This window comes from Veillonella intestinalis, from assembly GCF_943193155.1.
Classification (GTDB): domain Bacteria; phylum Bacillota; class Negativicutes; order Veillonellales; family Veillonellaceae; genus Veillonella_A; species Veillonella_A intestinalis.
The window spans coordinates 176,089-193,280 of sequence record NZ_CALPDB010000002.1; the positions used below are offsets into that span (position 1 = coordinate 176,089).

14 protein-coding genes are annotated in these 17,192 nt (G+C 40.8%); all 14 read right to left on the minus strand.

The features are described from left to right. Window positions 1-38 precede the first annotated feature (38 nt). Complete coding sequence (locus tag NFR44_RS03230) at window positions 39-1,007, minus strand: dihydroorotate dehydrogenase electron transfer subunit (RefSeq protein WP_277612776.1); 969 nt, start codon at window positions 1,005-1,007, stop codon at window positions 39-41. Window positions 1,008-1,014: 7 nt separating this feature from the next. After that, window positions 1,015-4,218 carry a carbamoyl-phosphate synthase large subunit gene (gene carB / locus NFR44_RS03235; RefSeq protein WP_251441124.1) on the minus strand — a complete coding sequence of 1,068 codons (3,204 nt, stop codon included), beginning with the start codon at window positions 4,216-4,218 and terminating at the stop codon, window positions 1,015-1,017. 13 nt (window positions 4,219-4,231) lie between these two features. Continuing rightward, window positions 4,232-5,302: a glutamine-hydrolyzing carbamoyl-phosphate synthase small subunit gene (gene carA / locus NFR44_RS03240; RefSeq protein WP_251441126.1), complete on the minus strand. Its 1,071-nt coding sequence runs from the start codon at window positions 5,300-5,302 to the stop codon at window positions 4,232-4,234. Then, the gene (locus NFR44_RS03245) at window positions 5,299-6,588 is read right to left on the minus strand and encodes a dihydroorotase (RefSeq protein WP_251441128.1); all 1,290 of its coding nucleotides are present in this window, start codon (window positions 6,586-6,588) and stop codon (window positions 5,299-5,301) included. Before NFR44_RS03245 ends, carA begins: the two co-directional genes overlap by 4 nt. Beyond that, the gene (locus NFR44_RS03250; RefSeq protein WP_251441131.1) at window positions 6,572-7,522 is read right to left on the minus strand and encodes an aspartate carbamoyltransferase catalytic subunit; all 951 of its coding nucleotides are present in this window, start codon (window positions 7,520-7,522) and stop codon (window positions 6,572-6,574) included. The genes NFR44_RS03245 and NFR44_RS03250 overlap by 17 nt, the downstream gene beginning before the upstream one ends. Window positions 7,523-7,807: 285 nt before the next feature. Further along, window positions 7,808-9,898: a TonB-dependent receptor plug domain-containing protein gene (locus tag NFR44_RS03255; protein ID WP_251441133.1), complete on the minus strand. Its 2,091-nt coding sequence runs from the start codon at window positions 9,896-9,898 to the stop codon at window positions 7,808-7,810. Between the two features lie 265 nt (window positions 9,899-10,163). Next, window positions 10,164-10,679, minus strand: coding sequence for a flavodoxin family protein (locus tag NFR44_RS03260; protein ID WP_251441137.1), 516 nt, complete (start codon window positions 10,677-10,679; stop codon window positions 10,164-10,166). A 22-nt stretch (window positions 10,680-10,701) separates the two neighbouring features. Then, window positions 10,702-11,493 (minus strand): ABC transporter ATP-binding protein, encoded by a 792-nt coding sequence (locus NFR44_RS03265; protein WP_251441139.1) that lies wholly within the window; start codon window positions 11,491-11,493, stop codon window positions 10,702-10,704. Continuing rightward, the gene (locus NFR44_RS03270; protein ID WP_251441141.1) at window positions 11,490-12,500 is read right to left on the minus strand and encodes a FecCD family ABC transporter permease; all 1,011 of its coding nucleotides are present in this window, start codon (window positions 12,498-12,500) and stop codon (window positions 11,490-11,492) included. Before NFR44_RS03270 ends, NFR44_RS03265 begins: the two co-directional genes overlap by 4 nt. Then, entirely contained in the window at window positions 12,487-13,455 is a 969-nt protein-coding gene (locus tag NFR44_RS03275) for an ABC transporter substrate-binding protein (RefSeq protein ID WP_251441143.1), read from the minus strand. Before NFR44_RS03275 ends, NFR44_RS03270 begins: the two co-directional genes overlap by 14 nt. Before the next feature lie 4 nt (window positions 13,456-13,459). After that, on the minus strand, window positions 13,460-14,875 hold the full coding sequence (hutW, locus tag NFR44_RS03280; RefSeq protein WP_251441145.1) for a heme anaerobic degradation radical SAM methyltransferase ChuW/HutW: 1,416 nt from the start codon (window positions 14,873-14,875) through the stop codon (window positions 13,460-13,462). A 15-nt stretch (window positions 14,876-14,890) separates the two neighbouring features. Further along, entirely contained in the window at window positions 14,891-15,292 is a 402-nt protein-coding gene (locus NFR44_RS03285) for an ExbD/TolR family protein (protein ID WP_251441148.1), read from the minus strand. Window positions 15,293-15,295: 3 nt separating this feature from the next. Continuing rightward, complete coding sequence (locus NFR44_RS03290; RefSeq protein ID WP_251441150.1) at window positions 15,296-15,913, minus strand: MotA/TolQ/ExbB proton channel family protein; 618 nt, start codon at window positions 15,911-15,913, stop codon at window positions 15,296-15,298. 128 nt (window positions 15,914-16,041) lie between these two features. Beyond that, window positions 16,042-17,013 (minus strand): helix-turn-helix transcriptional regulator, encoded by a 972-nt coding sequence (locus tag NFR44_RS03295; protein WP_251441152.1) that lies wholly within the window; start codon window positions 17,011-17,013, stop codon window positions 16,042-16,044. Between the last annotated feature and the right edge of the window lie 179 nt (window positions 17,014-17,192).

Below are 17,192 nucleotides of genomic sequence, written 5' to 3' on the forward strand. Positions count from 1 at the left end.
TTCTCCATGATCCCCTAACTGCGCTAAATGTTCATGACTCATTCGAAAAACACCTCCTCAGCAGGGAATACAGGTCCTTCTTTACATACTTTATAGCGTTTACCGCCACGACCATGACAACCGCAACCTAAGCAACCACCAGTACCACAGCCCATTCGCTCTTCTAAAGACACCTGGCATGGCACAGCATATTCTGTCGCCACCTTGGCTACACCTTTCATCATAGGCGTAGGTCCACAAGTCATGACACTCGTAAAGCCAATATTCGCTACTTTATCAGCCGCTACAAGTGTTTCTGAAGAAGTAGTAGTTGTTGGTGTATGACTAGCGCTAGTAGAGTTAGTTCCTTGTTCTTTGCCTGTTAAATATGGAGTTAACTGACGTTGCACTTCACCACGCTCCGATTGAATCAGCTCTCCCATAATAGCCGTTGGAAAACCTTTTGTCCCTACACTGCCATCATCAGTTGTTACATACACATCTACAGGGCAATCTTTAAATAAATCAGCCCAGAAGGTTTCACTTTCGTTACGAAAACCTAAAACAACAGTGGCTTTACGTGAAGCAACTGGCTTAAGTACCGTCTCATCTTCTTCATTAGTATAGCGCATGGTATCTTCCACATCATTCAATTTTGATGCTATACAAAGCATAGGCGCAATCCCTACACCACCACCAACGAGTAACATATTATCGGTCATTTCAAAACGACTACCTAAGGGGCCTAAACAATCTAAGACATCGCCTTCTTTAAGATGCGTCATAATTTCAGTACCAGCACCTACTACGCGATAAAGTAAGGTAATGGTACCTTCTTCTTTATCAAACCCAGCATAGCTGATAGGACGGCGCAATAAAGGCGCCGTACCACCAGTTACACGAACATTACAAAATTGACCTACTTCAGCCTCAGCGGCCTGTTTAGGCGCATATAGATCCATAATCCATACGTCTGCGCCAATTTGCTCATTGCGGAGCACTCGCGCCATTTCTACATAACCGCTCATGCGTGTATCACTCCATTTCAAAGTCTTGTAATGCTTCTACTTCAATCTTAATTTCTTCGTTGGCACGACCAGCTACAACACGCAATACTTCGCGTGCTGTGTCTAAGGATGTCAAGCAAGGTGTGCCCATTTCAACAGCTAAACGACGAAGCTGGAAGCCTTCACGTTCAGGTCGTTTGCCATAGGTTAAGGTATTCAACATTAAGTCTACTTTCCCTTGGCGGATTAAATCAGCACAGTTATCGGCCCCTTCGTGAATTTTATTAACAATCACGCAAGGAATGCCATGTTCTTCAAAGTATTTACCTGTACCACCAGTAGCTTGAATATGATAGCCTAAGTCGATAAACCCTTTAGCCAAGCGTGCTGCTTCTTCTTTATCACGGTCCGCTACGGTCATAAGGATATGGCCTTTTTCAGGAATGCGCATGTTAGCGCCATGAATGGCTTTAAACAACGCTTCTGAGTACGTGCGACCAATACCCATAACTTCACCAGTAGACTTCATTTCAGGCCCTAAAGCAATTTCTACAAGGCCCATTTTGGAGAAGGAGAACACTGGCGCTTTTACCGCTACATAATCTTTTGCTGGTACTAAACCAGTTGGTAAACCCATGGATTTAATAGTCTCCCCAAGAGCAATGCGCGTTGCATATTCAATCATATTAATGCCCGTAACTTTACTAATGAATGGTACAGTACGGCTGGAACGAGGGTTAACTTCGATAACATTAAGTTCCCCATTAGCTACGATATACTGAATATTTACAATCCCTTTTACATTAAGACCACGAGCAATGCGCTGTGTATAATCGACAATTTGATCAGTAATTTCTTGTGATAAATGCTGCGCTGGATATACCGCAATGGAATCACCAGAGTGAACCCCAGCTCGTTCGATTTGTTCCATAATACCAGGAATACATACATCTTCACCGTCAGCGATGGCATCGACTTCAACTTCCATACCTACCATATAACGGTCAATCAATACAGGATGGTCTTTAGACGCTACTACAGCTTCTTTCATATACACATCAAGTTCTTGGTCATTGTACACAATTTCCATAGCACGACCACCTAATACATAGGATGGACGTACGATAAGTGGATAGGATAAACGACCAGCTGCTTGCAACGCTTCTTCATGGCTTGTTACTAAAGCACCTACTGGACGTGGAATACCAAGTTCAGCTAAGAGTTCATCAAAGCGTTCACGGTCTTCGGCCATGTCGATACTATCTACAGAAGTGCCAAGAATTTTTACCCCTCGTTCAGCTAATGGCCCCGCCAAATTAATCGCCGTTTGACCGCCGAACTGAGCAATAACACCGATAGGATTTTCTTTGCGAATAACTTCCATAACATCTTCTACTGTTAATGGTTCAAAATACAAGCTATCCGATGTATCAAAGTCGGTACTTACTGTTTCAGGGTTATTATTAATAATAATGGATTGTTTGCCTGCTTTACGAAGAGCCCAAGAGGAATGAACGGAACAGTAGTCAAATTCTACCCCTTGACCAATACGGATTGGACCGGAACCAAGGACGATAACACTATTATCACCACGTGGTATTACTTCATCTTCCGTAGCATAGGCACTGTAGTAATATGGCGTATGAGCTTCAAACTCAGCCGCACAAGTATCTACATATTTATAGGTTGGGAACATATTAAGTTCTTGACGTTTCGCTAATACATCATCAGCACTTACCTTAGCATAGCGAGCAATTACTTTATCTGGCATGCTATATCGTTTAGCCGTGCGAAGAGTATCTTCTGTAATGCCTTCACTAGCTAGTTTCTTTTCAATTGTTACAATATTCTTAATCTTGTTAATAAAGAACATATCAATCTTGGTAATGTAGTGAATTTTTTCTACACTAATACCAGCACGAAGCGCCTGCGCTACCACGTAAATACGTTCATCATCGACTAAGCGTAAACGTTCAATCAATTGCTCTGGCGTTTCATGGGCAATTTTCTTAAGTTCAATATGATCTAAGCCAATTTCTAAGGAACGAATTGCTTTTAATAAAGACCCTTCCAAAGTACGATCAATGGCCATAACTTCCCCAGTGGCTTTCATCTGCGTACCCAAAGTACGATCCGCTAAGTTAAATTTTTCAAATGGCCAACGTGGGAACTTCGTTACCACATAGTCAAGAGATGGTTCGAAGCAAGCTTTCGTTTCACCAGTAACGGCATTCGTAATGCTATCTAATGTCATACCTAAGGCTACTTTCGCTGCCACTTTAGCAATTGGATAGCCCGTTGCTTTGGATGCTAATGCGGAAGAACGAGATACGCGAGGGTTAACTTCAATTACATAGTATTGATTGCTATATGGGTCTAAGGCGTACTGTACATTACAACCCCCTTCGATTTCCAAGTAGCGAATAATATCTACCGATGCCGTACGTAGCATTTGGTATTGAATATCGTTCAAGGTCTGGCTTGGTGCTACTACAATGGAGTCCCCTGTATGAACACCTACAGGGTCAATATTTTCCATGTTACATACGATAATACAGTTATCCGCACTATCACGCATAACTTCATATTCTACTTCTTTCCAACCTGCTACCGACCGCTCTACCAAGATCTGATGGATAGGACTTAGCTTAATACCACGAAGAGCAATCATGTACATTTCTTCTTCGTTAGTAGCAATACCGCCGCCAGTACCGCCTAAGGTGTAAGCAGGGCGAATAATGATTGGATAGCCAATGCGATTTGCAAAAGCCACCGCTTCATCTACGTCGCTGAAAATATCACTTTCTGGCACTGGTTGATTAATGCGTTCCATCGCTTCTTTGAAAAGCTCACGGTCTTCCGCTTGTTTAATAGCCGCTAAGGTTGTACCCAATAATTTTACATCATATTTTTCAAGAATGCCTGCTTCCGAAAGTTCTACAGCCATGTTAAGGCCTACCTGACCACCAAGGGTAGCCAACAAACCATAAGGACGTTCTTTGCGAATTACTTCTGTAACAAATTCTAAGCTAATTGGCTCAATATAAACGCGGTCCGCAATATCGCGGTCCGTCATAATCGTAGCTGGGTTGGAGTTTACCAACACAACTTCATAGCCTTCTTCGCGAAGGGAACGGCAAGCCTGGGTGCCTGCATAGTCAAATTCCGCTGCCTGGCCGATAATAATCGGGCCCGATCCGATAACGAGTATTTTTTTCTTGTCCATTGTCATTGGTCAGCCCTTTCTATTTCTGTGCTTTCATTAATGCTTTAAATTGGTCAAATAAGTATAAATTGTCAGTTGGTCCTGGTGATGCTTCTGGATGATATTGAACGGACATAATTGGCAAGCTATTATGCTTCATCCCTTCTACGGTATTATCATTCACGCTGCGATGTGTAATCGTTACATCTGCATTAGCTAAGCTATTTTCATCAACTGCATAACCATGGTTCTGCGAAGTAATATACACACGACCTGTCGCTAAATCTTTTACTGGATGATTGGAGCCACGATGGCCAAAACGCAATTTATAGGTAGAGCCTCCATAGGCCAAGGCCAATACTTGATGACCCATGCAAATACCAAAGATTGGCTTCTTATCAAGTAATTTTTTAACTTCCGCTACAGCAAACTGTAATTCTTGCGGATCCCCAGGGCCATTAGATAAGAAAATACCATCTGGATTTTCTGCAAGCACAGTTTCTGCTTTTGTATCAGCTGGGAAGATCGTTAAACGACAACCACTAGCCTCTAAGGATTTCAAAATACTTTCTTTAACACCGAAGTCATAAACAGCTACGTGGAACTCAGCATTTTCATTGCCACGATAGCCCTGCCATTTGGTGGTAACTTGCATAACTTGGTCCGTTGGCAAATTTTGCTGTAACAAGGCGTCAATTCGTTCTTGTGGTGTATCAGCTGGGCAAATAACCCCTTTCATAACGCCATGATTACGAATATTACGAGTAATAGCCCGCGTATCTACATCATATAAACAAGGAATACCATAAGCACGCAAATATTCTTCAAATAGCCCTTCATTTTGCCAATTACTTGGGAATGTACAAAGCTCACCTACAATCATGCCACGGCAATATGGTTTTGGTGCTTGCGCAATATCACGATACACCCCATAGTTACCAACAAGTGGGTAGGTTAAGGTAATAATCTGATCTGCATAGGACGGATCAGTTAAAATTTCTTGATAGCCGGTCATACCGGTATTAAATACGACTTCACCGAGAATAGGTGCTCCACCAAGGAGTTTGCCTTCATACACGGAACCATCTTGTAATACTAATTTACCTTTCACTGGGTCACAACTCCCTCTTTCATTACAATTTCGCCATCCACTACAGTTAATTTAGCCTTACCCGTTAAGGTCATACCATCAAACGGACTTGTCTTACCTTTAGTATAGAATAGATTACGGTCTACCGTCCACTCTTCATCCGTGCTAAATACAGTAATATCTGCAGTTTTACCAACTTCTAAAGCACCTGCGTCTACGCCCATAATTTCAGCGGGACGAACACTCATAAGATTTACAATTTCATCAAGGCTTAAAATGCCTGTTTTATAGGTATGCGTTAATACGGCTGCCAAAGAAGTTTCAAGACCACTAAAACCATTCGGTGCACAGCAGAATTCTACGTCTTTTTCTTCTTCCGCATGCGGTGCATGGTCTGTAATAATGGCATCAATGGTACCATCTTTTACACCGGCTAATAGTGCTTGGCGATGTTCCTCCGAACGAATCGGCGGTGCCATTTTAAAAGCGGGATTATATTCACGCAAATATTCATCAGTAAAAGATAAATGCTGCGCCGTTACTTCACAAGTAACCTTAATGCCTTTAGCTTTCGCTGCACGAATTTGATCCACTGTATCTTTACTACTTACATGCGCAATATGAATGTGCCCACCTGTCATTTCAGCCAACAGTAAATCACGTGCTACTGCCATGTCTTCTGCAACTGCAGGGCGACCTTTAACACCCATTTCATACGCCACAAAGCCTTCGTGCATATGACCTTCATGGGTCAACGTTACTTCTTCTGCATGGTCAATAACGGGCTTGTTAAACATGCTGGAGTATTCCAAAGCACGACGCATAAACGCTGCACTTTCTACATAATGTCCATCATCAGAGAAGCCTACTACACCCGCTTCGGCCATATCGCCCATTTCCGCTAATTCTTTACCTTCTAATCCCTTGCTCACAGCACCAATAAATTCAACCTTTACGATACCGGTAAGTTCTGCTTGTTTTTGCAAGCCACGAACTAAAGGTGCATTATCCACAACAGGCTTTGTGTTAGCCATGGTAGCAATGCGGGTAAAACCACCAGCTGCAGCTGCTTGAGTGCCACTATAAAAATCTTCTTTCGCTTCTTGCCCTGGTTCACGCAAGTGTGTATGCATATCAATAAGACCAGGCGTTACGATAAGGCCTGTTGCATCATATATATCAGCGCCATCGGCACTTAAATTCTGTCCAATCGCTGCAATCTTGCCATCTTTCACCAAAATATCAGCTACTTCATGTTGTTGTTTCTTTGGATTTACTACGGTACCACCTTTAATCAGCAAGTTCACTGCCGTCACCTCCTACAATCGTCAAGTACAATACAGCCATACGAATAGCCACACCATTACGAACCTGTTCTTGAATGGCTGACTCATCACTGTATGCCACATCGTGAGCAATTTCAAGACCACGATTCATAGGACCTGGATGCATAACCATTACATCGTCCTTGGCTAAGGACAATACATTTTTATTAATACCAAAAATGCGTGCATATTCACGATTTGTTGGATATAGGGCTGAATTAATGCGTTCTAATTGAATGCGAAGGACATTAACAACATCAGCATCTTTTACCGCTTCACGCACATCATGGTGAATGGTAACGCCCATCTTAGCCATTTCAGGATATAACAACGTACGAGGACCCACTAAATGCACATCAGCGCCCATTTTAGTAAAACCATACACATCACTACGTGCTACTCGGCTATGCATAATATCGCCAGCAATAACGATTTTTAGACCTTCTAATGAGCCTTTACGCTCAATGATAGAGTACATATCAAGCAAGGCTTGCGTTGGATGCTCATGCGCGCCATCCCCTGCATTGATAATAATAGGATCTACTACTTTAGTTGCATATAAAGGCGACCCTTCAGCGCTATGACGCATTACAATAGCATCGGTTCCCATATAGGATACTGTTAATAATGTATCGCGGAAGCTTTCCCCTTTAGCCATGGAGCTACCGCTTTTTGTAATATTAATAACATCGGCCCCTAAATATTTCCCAGCTAATTCAAAGGAACTACGAGTACGTGTACTATTTTCCATAAATAAATTAATAATGGATTTGCCTTTCAAAAGCGGATGTTTTTTATTGTCAGACAATACGATTTTTTTCATCTTCTTGGCTACACGCAATATAAGTTCAATTTCTTCCTTTGTGGCATGCTGCAATCCTAGCAAATGCTTGCCTTTTAAACTTACTTCTCCCATTGTCAGCCTCCTTAACTGAGATACCTGATTGTATAAACAAAAAAGACCTTTTGCCTGTGGCAAAAGGTCTATAGCAGACATAATGATACACCCCTAGCAAGAGTGCCTACCATAATCCTTTACTAGCCTCACAGGACTAACTTAAAAGGTATATTGTGGGAAACGAACGGTCTCTCGTACCATTCTTCTGTTTCTTCTTTATATATTTTACCTGTCTACCGTTAGCCTGTCAAGGTTCGTATTATGAATATTATCCTTCATTTTTGCATCTAAGTTATGATGTAATTAAAATTTCATTTCAGCCCCTACACGCCATAAACGACCATACATATTGAGGTCTGCTACTTGTTTATCCAATATGTTATTTACTGCCACAAATGCTGAAAAATCAGGATTAAAACGCCGTGTTACAGAGGCATTCAAGGTATTAAAGGAATATAAATTATACCCAGTCCCACTACGGCCACTACTTGGCGAATATGCATAATCATGAGTAAAGGTATTCCAAAGCATAGCACTATAACCCGTAGATTTATTATCATCATATACAAGTTGCACTGTTGTCACTGATTTAGGTCGATTTAAGAGTCGTGTATTCGCTGTTTTATCTTGTGCATCAATATAATTATAAGTACCCTTCAAGGTTAATCGGTCGCTCAATTTATGACCGACACTCAATTCTATCCCATTAATTTGTGCTTTATTTACATTCACATATTCGGCATGAATGATGCGGGTCTGTGGATCAGTCCATTGATTATAGTTAATTAAATTACTTACCTTATTGTTATAGTATGTCACTTTGCCAAAGGTATTGCCCTGTTCCCCTTCTAAGGAAATATCAAAATTTCGAGACTTTTCAGGCTCTAAATTTTGATTACCGACTACATTCACCATGATTGGACCTGGGCTATGCCACATGTTCATATATAATTCTGAGACCGTAGGCGCTTTAAAGGCTCGTCCATAGTTTGCTTTTAATCGAAGATTATCTGCCAAACTATAATTTAAGCCTAAATGAGGCGATACATTAGAACCAAATGAGCTATGATGTTCATAACGCAATGAAGGCTGCAAGCTTAACTTATCAGTCACTTGCCAAGTATCTTCAATAAAACCTGCATATGAGTTAATTGTATGGGCTTCTTGATTTTTTACCCCATTACTATCTGCTTGGCCACCTAAACGTGTCCCTGCATAATATACTTTACGATACTCACCACCAAAGGTTAGCGTATGTTTATCATTTACATACATAGTATTTTGCGCATCCGTTACCCAGGTATAATATTTAGCTTGATCATAGTCAGATTTAGGATACATCTTTTCCATCATCTGCGGTGCAATAGGACTAAAACGACCAAGGAAGGAAAAATCCACATTATTTTTCATATCATACTCTTTTTTAAGCTGATTATAATACGTGCGCACCATATACTCATTCTTCTCCGTTTTACCTGTATAAGTCACACCCAAACCATAACCAGAGTTATCATAATGTTCTACTTTATCTTTTTGCTGGTCATATTTCATGCCCCGATTGAGACCTTGCACATCAGCTAATTCTGTACGCAAATGCTCTTTAAAGTAATTGGCATCCAAACGAAGTTTATTCTGGTTGGCATTTTCAAAATCATAAGTAGCGCTTACATCGAAATTTTGGCGATTACCAAACATATAACGATTATAGCCTTCACTACCTACTTTAGTGGCCGATGCTGCGGTTTCAGTAAAAATATTAATAGGTCGTACTTTAGTAAACTGTGCCCCAGCCGTTACATTCCAGCGTCCCATTTTACCCGTATCATACCGATAGTAATTATTCACTTGTCGTGTGCCCGTATTAACGCCTACTGTTACGCCTTCCTTATCAGGCACTTTAGTAATAATGTTAATAACACCACCAATAGCATCTGAACCATATAACGAGCTGGTAGCACCCCGCACAATTTCAATTCGTTCTACTGTATCGAGGCTCATACGACCTAAAGTATATACATTAGCTGTGCTATCTGTATCTTCACCAGCAATGCGCTTGCCATCAACTAATATAAGACTATGTTTAGTATCCATCCCTCGAATCATCACTTGATTTCCCGTCATAGCCGACTCAGCCAAACTAATATTATCTGCTAATTGCAAAGCTGACACTAAATCAGTGGCCCCCATGCGCTTCATATCTTCAGCCGTAATTACTTCAACAGCTTGGGGTGCCGCTTTAATAGTTTCAGCTTTTTTCGAAGCCGTTACTACCACTTGTTCAGTCATTAGATTCGTTTCACTAGCCCCTTCTACAGAGGTCATCATAACCGGTGCCACTAATACCGTTAACACCATAGCTCGTAACATAATTTGCTTACGTTTCACACAATTCATAATTCATCGCTCCTCACACACGCTACAATTTATTACACCTAATTCTGTAAGACCTAATATGTAATAGCTATTACATATTGCATTCTTTTAACCAATACCTAATGGTTTATTGTATAAAAAATACCTCTATAAAACAGCTAGACCTAGTTAAGCCACACTATAACTTATCTTGGCCCTTGCCATTCATAGAGGATTTAATATAACAACTTCAACTTTGAAGCGATGATTTATAAACTTGTAAATACTAGCACTATATAATTTGCAATTAACCTAGCTTGGCTAATACATCCTGAGCAAAAGCAACTGCATTAGCTAAATCTGCTTCATCTGGATGTGAAGCCCCTTGACGATGGCGTTCATCACGTTCAGCACTGCGCCCATGTGGATGACCTTCTGGGAACATTTTATACATCATTTCAATCACTTTAGGATCTACTTTACCTTGACACATAAACGTCCCCACCGGCGTCTGTCCTTTTGGTAATAAACCAATAGCCGCTGTCATAGTTTCTTTAGCATGAGGCATCATTGGTGGCACTCCAAGGGTAGCAAACAATGCCACTTTATCAGCATCTAATCGTTTTAAAACTGTCTGTGCTGCTTTATCTGCATTTCCCTGATCAGCCCAAAAACCCATAAAGACTACATCATATGTCGCTAAATCAGCGGGTGCCTCATTAACAGGTACACAAGCTGTACCAGCTGGCAAGACACTAAGAATCGCTTCTGCTACTTGTTTCGTATTGCCCGTGCGGGACGAGTAAATTACAATACTGTTCATGGAATTCTCCTTTATAAAATACTTAACGGCTTTCATAAGGCACACAAATCGTATGCACTTCGCCATCAATAGATAACGTAGTAAACATCATTTTTACTTCGTATAAATCACTTAGAATAGGCTCTGTGAAAATTTCTGTTGCTGGACCATCAGCTACAATCTGACCACCCTTTACAGCAATGAGACGATGACTAAAACGAGCCGCATGATTTAAGTCATGAAGAACCATAATAACTGTAATGCCCCTTGTTTCATGAAGCTTAACGACTAACTTCATCAATTCTAATTGATAACGTACATCTAAAAAGGTAGTCGGTTCATCGAGTAGCAAAATATCAGGCTCCTGCGCCACAGCCATAGCAAGCCAAGCTCGTTGCCGCTCGCCACCAGATAAATCTTTAAGTAAGCGATGCTGAAACTCTACCAAGCCAGTTTCTTCTAACGCCGTTTGTACTGCTGTCACATCAGCCGGTGTTAATGAACTAAAAGGATTCTGATACGGTAAGCGGCCACAGAGTACTAAGTCACGCACAGTCATATCCGGCGGTGCCTGAGCTGACTGCGGTAACATAGAAATAATGCGGGCCACCACTTTAGAATTCATCTGTTGAATATCTTTACCGTCTAAATAAACGGTGCCACTTAAAGGTTCCAGTAAACGCCCCAAAGTTTTCAAAACAGTAGACTTTCCAGAACCATTAGGACCAATAATCGATACAATTTCTGGCTTGTCAAAACGCAAGGATACGCTATCCCCAACGGCTCTTGTGTGATAACCAATACGACCATTATCCAGTTCTAAAATTCTTGTCATCCGCGGCTCCTCCGTTTCAATAAATATAAGAAAAACGGTGCCCCTAAGAAAGATAAGAAAATGCCCACAGGAATTTCAGTAGGGCTAAAAATTGTACGCGCAAAGGTATCGGCCCCAACCAGTAGAGCTGCACCAAATACAGCTGATGCAGGTAATAAATACTCAAAATCCGAGCCTACTACTAGCCGCATCAAATGTGGCACAATTAAACCTACAAAACCAAGCAAACCAGCTACACTAACAGAAGAAGCGGCTAGAATAGCAGCTAAAATAATGAGTACAATTCGAGTACGTTTCAAATTAATCCCTAAAGACAAGGCTACTTCTTCCCCCATTTGTAACGCATTTAACTTGCGATAATTCCACAAAGCGCCCAATAGACCAGTAAGGCTATAAGGTAAAACAATCCACACATAAGACCATCGCGCCCCGGCAAAACCACCAGCTAACCAGTTAACAACCCCTTGAATTCGATCAGGAAACATAACGGATAAAGCCGTAGTACCACCACCAAAGAAAGCCGCTACCGCTACCCCAGCAAGAATTAACCGCAATGGATTAATGCCACGGTCCCAAGCTAATAAAAATACAATAGCCAAGGCCACTAAAGCCCCTAGAAAAGCAGCTAATGGCACCCAAGCAGTCAAAGCCGGCGATAAAATCATTACCGCCATAGCCGCTACCCCAGCACCAGCCGTGACACCTATAATACCAGGATCAGCCAAAGGATTGTGAAGCACACCTTGTAAAATACAGCCAGCCAAGGCTAAATTCATCCCCACTAAGGCGGCACAAATAACCCGTGGTAACCGTAAATAATACAGAATTCGTTCCGTATCACCGGCCCCTTGCCCTTGCGCCACACTTACCATCTCTTGCCAAGTAATTGGGACAGCCCCATATAAAAAGCCCGTCACGACAACAAATAGTAAACAAATACCAGTCCCTAAATAGGTCAATTGTCGTCGCCGTTGGCGTGTATCTATACCACCCTTAAGGGTTGTCATGAGCTGCCTCCTCTCCATATAAATCCTCATACATAATCGTCAATGCCTCACTAATACGTGTACCTGGATTCGCTGCAAATAAACCACCTGACAGATAGTAAATACGCTGTGATTTTACAGCACTTACCTCGGCCCAAGCCGAACTGGCGAGCATATCTCGCTTAAACACAGACACACTATCTGATTTAGGCGTCATACTAATAAAAAATATAACCTCTGGATCCATCTTAATGACATATTCCATACTAAGTGGTACATAATCACCTTCTAAAGAACTATCAAAATCAGCAATATTATGCCCCCCTAGAAGATTCAATACATTACTACTAAATGCTTTGCTCGTAGCCATACTAAAACTACCCGGTGTGCCAAATATAATCAGTACTCGTGGCCCTTTTTTAGTGCTAGCAACGCCTACTAATTTATTATAATTAGCCATAGCTGCTTTAGCTGTTGCATCGGCAACAGTCGGTTTACCTGTTAATTCACCAAAAAAGTTCAACGTAGCTACTACATCTTCATAGGAATTCAAATCATTAATATACAAAGGAATCTCTGCCTGTGATAGCATGCCACGTAAGTTCGTATTAAAAGGAACATTAAGGCCAATGACCAAATCGGGCTGTAAACCAATAATCGCCTCCACATTAGGACTGTGAATAGTTCCTACTGAAGGTACATCTTTAGTTACCTCTAGTAGTTCCTTAGTATAGTAGGATGACTTTGGCTTGCCTACAGCCTTACCACCAACAGCATAATACATATCTAAATTAGCCGTATTTAAAAATACTACTCGTTTTGGATGTTCCGGTATCGTTACAGTGGTACCCGTTGCATCCACCACCTGTCTAGTTGGTTCTTGTGAAGCAGCTGACGTACCTAGCGTAATCCAAGCTGATAAAGCCACTACACAACAAATCGCCAATAGTACAGGCACAAATAAATATCGTTTCAACCTATCACCTCTCTTTATGCTTATTTTGAGCGGCAATTTTTTCCTGAAGCATGGTTTCTTCGCCCGTCAAAATATACTGCGCTAATTCAATCGTCGTCTGAGTTAAATTCACATGCCAGAATTCACCAGCCATAGTCAATTTATACATCACCCCATTATGTTCACAAAGACCTCGTTCACACCATAAATCATAAAGCCATGCCAAAGCTTCTAATCGTTCATCATAGGCAATTAATGGTCGTATATCAAAATAACAATGTTCTAACTGATCAATAATAATATTAACCATTTCTTGAAGCGGTGACTGTTGCATTAGCACCATAAACGGTTTTTGCCCCGCTTCTACCATTTGTTCATAAGCCCCTAAAGAGCGGTGTAACATCGTCATATAGCCACCTATATTGCCACCAGCGCCACAACCAAAGGGAAACATGGGATAACCACGTTTAGCCATCGTATTATACAAACTCCGTTCCTGTGGCGTACGGCTCCAATGACAGGCACTAAGACGACTGTAATTATAGGTATCTACAAAAGCTCTGGCTTGCGCATACATAGCCGCTTGTTCTTTAGTCGTCGCTGCTGGCGATAAATTCCCATTTTTAATGGCTGTATTTAAGTCACTATTTTCAAATACATTAAGTTGATACAAATCCATACCATCAATATGAGCCATTTCCAACGTCTGTAAATCTTCTTGCCATTTTTCAGGAGTCTGATCAGGCAAGCCATAAATCAAATCAACCACAACCGAACACTGATTTCGCTCTTTCAAGTGACGTAAGCGTTCCAAAATAGTAGCCTCATCATCAAGTCGCCCCAGCTGGCGCCGAATCTTCGTATGAAACGACTGCACCCCTAAAGACATACGATTTACACCATTAGCAAACCACGCTTCCATCTTTTCTGGAATTACATCATTAATACGCCCTTCCAAGGTTAATTCATAGTCATTTGCCAAGGGTAAGCATCGTTTAATCGTTTGCAATAAACGTGTTGCATTGTGGGCTGATAAAGACGTAGGGGTACCGCCGCCAATAAAGACAGACTGAATAAGGCCTTCTTGTAAACGTCGTTGCGTAGCATCACTTTCCATATCTTGAATCAGTAAATCAATATATCGATCCTCTGCAGATTGATTCGCTGCATTTTGAAAAAAGCCACAGTATAAACATTTCGTTTGACAAAAGGGGATATGAATATAGACTGATTGCCACTGCCCGGCTTGCGGTGATTCAGCCATCACTTGTTGCCATTTAGCTTGTGCCTCCGTAGGATTTAAAGGACGTCCATTCAAGCCTGCATGAACAACTCGTTTCGCATCAAATGCCTCCATCAAAGGATTATTTGTTTCACGTCCAAGCTTCATAATTCGATTTTCTGGGGACATTCTGGCAAATAATTCTTCTGGTTTCATCATAATTTAGTTATCCTTTCATTTATTAGTGGCTCCAATGGAAAACTTCTTAATTCCCGCACTGCGAACCATATCCATAATGGCTACTACTTGTCCGTGAGCAGCCCGTGCATCAGCTTGTAGCACCACAGCTAACGCAGGGTTATCTTGCCCCTTTTCAGTCAATATTCCTTTGGCCTCATCAAAACTGAGCGATTTTCCATCAATCACAATATGGCCTGCTGTATCCAAGGTAATAATAACAGGCACCTGCTTTTGTTGCACCGCCGCTTGTGCTTTAGGTAATTGCACATCTAAGGATTTTTGCGCCACTGTTTGGAGGCTATTCATCATAAAAAAGACTAATAGAAAAAAGATAATATCAATCATGGGAATAATCATAAATACTGGCTTACGTTTCATACCAAATTCTTTAAACATCGTTTATTTCCACTCCTTCTTCATAGCATTTACTAGCGTTAAGCAAAGCTCTTCTGAACGAACTACAAACTGATCTAAACGATGTGTAAAATAGGTATAAATAGCAAAAGCAATAATAGCTACACATAGGCCACTAGCAGTAGCAATTAAAGCTTCCCCAATGCCTCCAGTAATGGCCGCTGCCCCACCACCATTATCAAGGACCCCAAAGGTACCAATCATCCCTGTAACCGTGCCCAACAAACCTAATAAAGGCGCTACAGTAACGATAGCACTTAAAAATTCTAAGTACTGTTTAAAGGATGACATTTCAAAAGTCATTTGCTCCATAAAGGCACCTTTCATTGCTTGTTCTGATTCTCGATTACTACAACCTGCATGAATGACCCGACTAATAGCCAATGGATACTGTTGACAAAGTTCATCAACGGAACGCCAATCAGCTTGTTTAGCACTATGGTACACACCATGAGAAAAAATTCGACCACCTTTAGTATTGAGCCGAAAAAAATACCATCGCTCTATGCTGATAGTCACTGTAATTAACGAGAGAATTAAAAGGGGGTACATAACTAAACCACCCGTGACGAACAAGTCAATAATATAAGTTACACCTTCCATTATAATAGCCTCCTCAAATACTGACTAGAGTATATTGCTATACTACTAGTGCAAGATTACTTGCTCCGATATAAATGATAACAAATCTCGATTTCAATAAACTACCCCAAAACGCCAACATAGCTCCATTAGGACATTTTGTTTTTTAGCCGATACTCGCGAGGATTGCATCCCATAATCTGTTTAAAAGCCCCTGAAAACTTGCTCCCATTTTCATACCCCCAGCGATTAGCAATCGTCAAAATTGTATCGTTTGACTCTACCAAATCTTTGGCGGCGGATCGCATGCGACAACGTTTTACATATTGATACATCGTAATGCCATACACACCTTTAAAACAACGTTTAAGGGCAGTCATAGAAATGCGATGCCGTTCTGATAAGGCTTCTATGGTATGGTGATTTCCTAAATCAGCCAGTAATTCATCATGAATATGCTTAATTGTTTCCACTTGTCCCCGTTCAAAATAAACACGCTCATCCCCTCTTATACTTGGCAAAGTACTCAACAACACAAAAATTTCCACGCATTTCAATCGTAAGTATACATCAGGCAAAATTGTGGGTACTTTATATAAATCTAAAAAAAGTTCTCGTAAACGACCAGTATCTTTAACTAAGGCAAAGCCCTGTCCCATGCAAAATCGATTACAAATTTCTGCTAGATTAATGCTATTTTGCCCTACAAATTCATCTATGGCAACCTGCGCTTTAGACACATACACCGCTAAAGACAAGCCTTTATAAAAACCAGTTGGAAAATAAGATGAATGTCTAAAGGCATCACAATTTTTCCAACCTAACGAAATATCGCCACCATTCATATATAAGCATTTACCATTGGCAAAGGAACATTCAATACGGCCATCCTCACAAAAATGAATTTCAAATAAACCATTTAAAGGCTTTGCATTATGATGTATCTGTTCCATAACTACATCATTATATACAATATCAATGCCATCAAATATAGTCTGACTAACCATGCGAGCATACCCATTGCCCTCTTTACGTTCATATATTTTTTGATTCAACGATACATCTAGTAATTGTGTACCAGAATCTTGCATGCGATCACGAATGGATTCCATAGATTGCATATATCCTCCTAATTTACCTTACTTAAAAACAAAAAACCTTCCTGTATGGCTACTATACTTGTTTCGTGATTTCGTCACTTCACAAATATATCTGCACTTACAGAAAGGTTTATATTATATTTACTATATTCATATTCTTTTTTCATTATCTAGTGAATATAAATCACCAAATACTTCAA

Excerpts from the sequence above, each read along its gene's own strand:
- NFR44_RS03230 (WP_277612776.1), bottom strand. The coding sequence starts at position 1,007 with ATGAGCGGTTATGTAGAAATGGCGCGAGTGCTCCGCAATGAGCAAATT.
- carB (WP_251441124.1), bottom strand. The coding sequence starts at position 4,218 with ATGACAATGGACAAGAAAAAAATACTCGTTATCGGATCGGGCCCGATT.
- NFR44_RS03250 (WP_251441131.1), bottom strand. The coding sequence starts at position 7,522 with ATGGGAGAAGTAAGTTTAAAAGGCAAGCATTTGCTAGGATTGCAGCAT.
- NFR44_RS03255 (WP_251441133.1), bottom strand. The coding sequence starts at position 9,898 with ATGAATTGTGTGAAACGTAAGCAAATTATGTTACGAGCTATGGTGTTA.
- NFR44_RS03260 (WP_251441137.1), bottom strand. The coding sequence starts at position 10,679 with ATGAACAGTATTGTAATTTACTCGTCCCGCACGGGCAATACGAAACAA.
- NFR44_RS03265 (WP_251441139.1), bottom strand. The coding sequence starts at position 11,493 with ATGACAAGAATTTTAGAACTGGATAATGGTCGTATTGGTTATCACACA.
- NFR44_RS03270 (WP_251441141.1), bottom strand. The coding sequence starts at position 12,500 with ATGACAACCCTTAAGGGTGGTATAGATACACGCCAACGGCGACGACAA.
- hutW (WP_251441145.1), bottom strand. The coding sequence starts at position 14,875 with ATGATGAAACCAGAAGAATTATTTGCCAGAATGTCCCCAGAAAATCGA.
- NFR44_RS03285 (WP_251441148.1), bottom strand. The coding sequence starts at position 15,292 with ATGTTTAAAGAATTTGGTATGAAACGTAAGCCAGTATTTATGATTATT.
- NFR44_RS03290 (WP_251441150.1), bottom strand. The coding sequence starts at position 15,913 with ATGGAAGGTGTAACTTATATTATTGACTTGTTCGTCACGGGTGGTTTA.
- NFR44_RS03295 (WP_251441152.1), bottom strand. The coding sequence starts at position 17,013 with ATGCAATCTATGGAATCCATTCGTGATCGCATGCAAGATTCTGGTACA.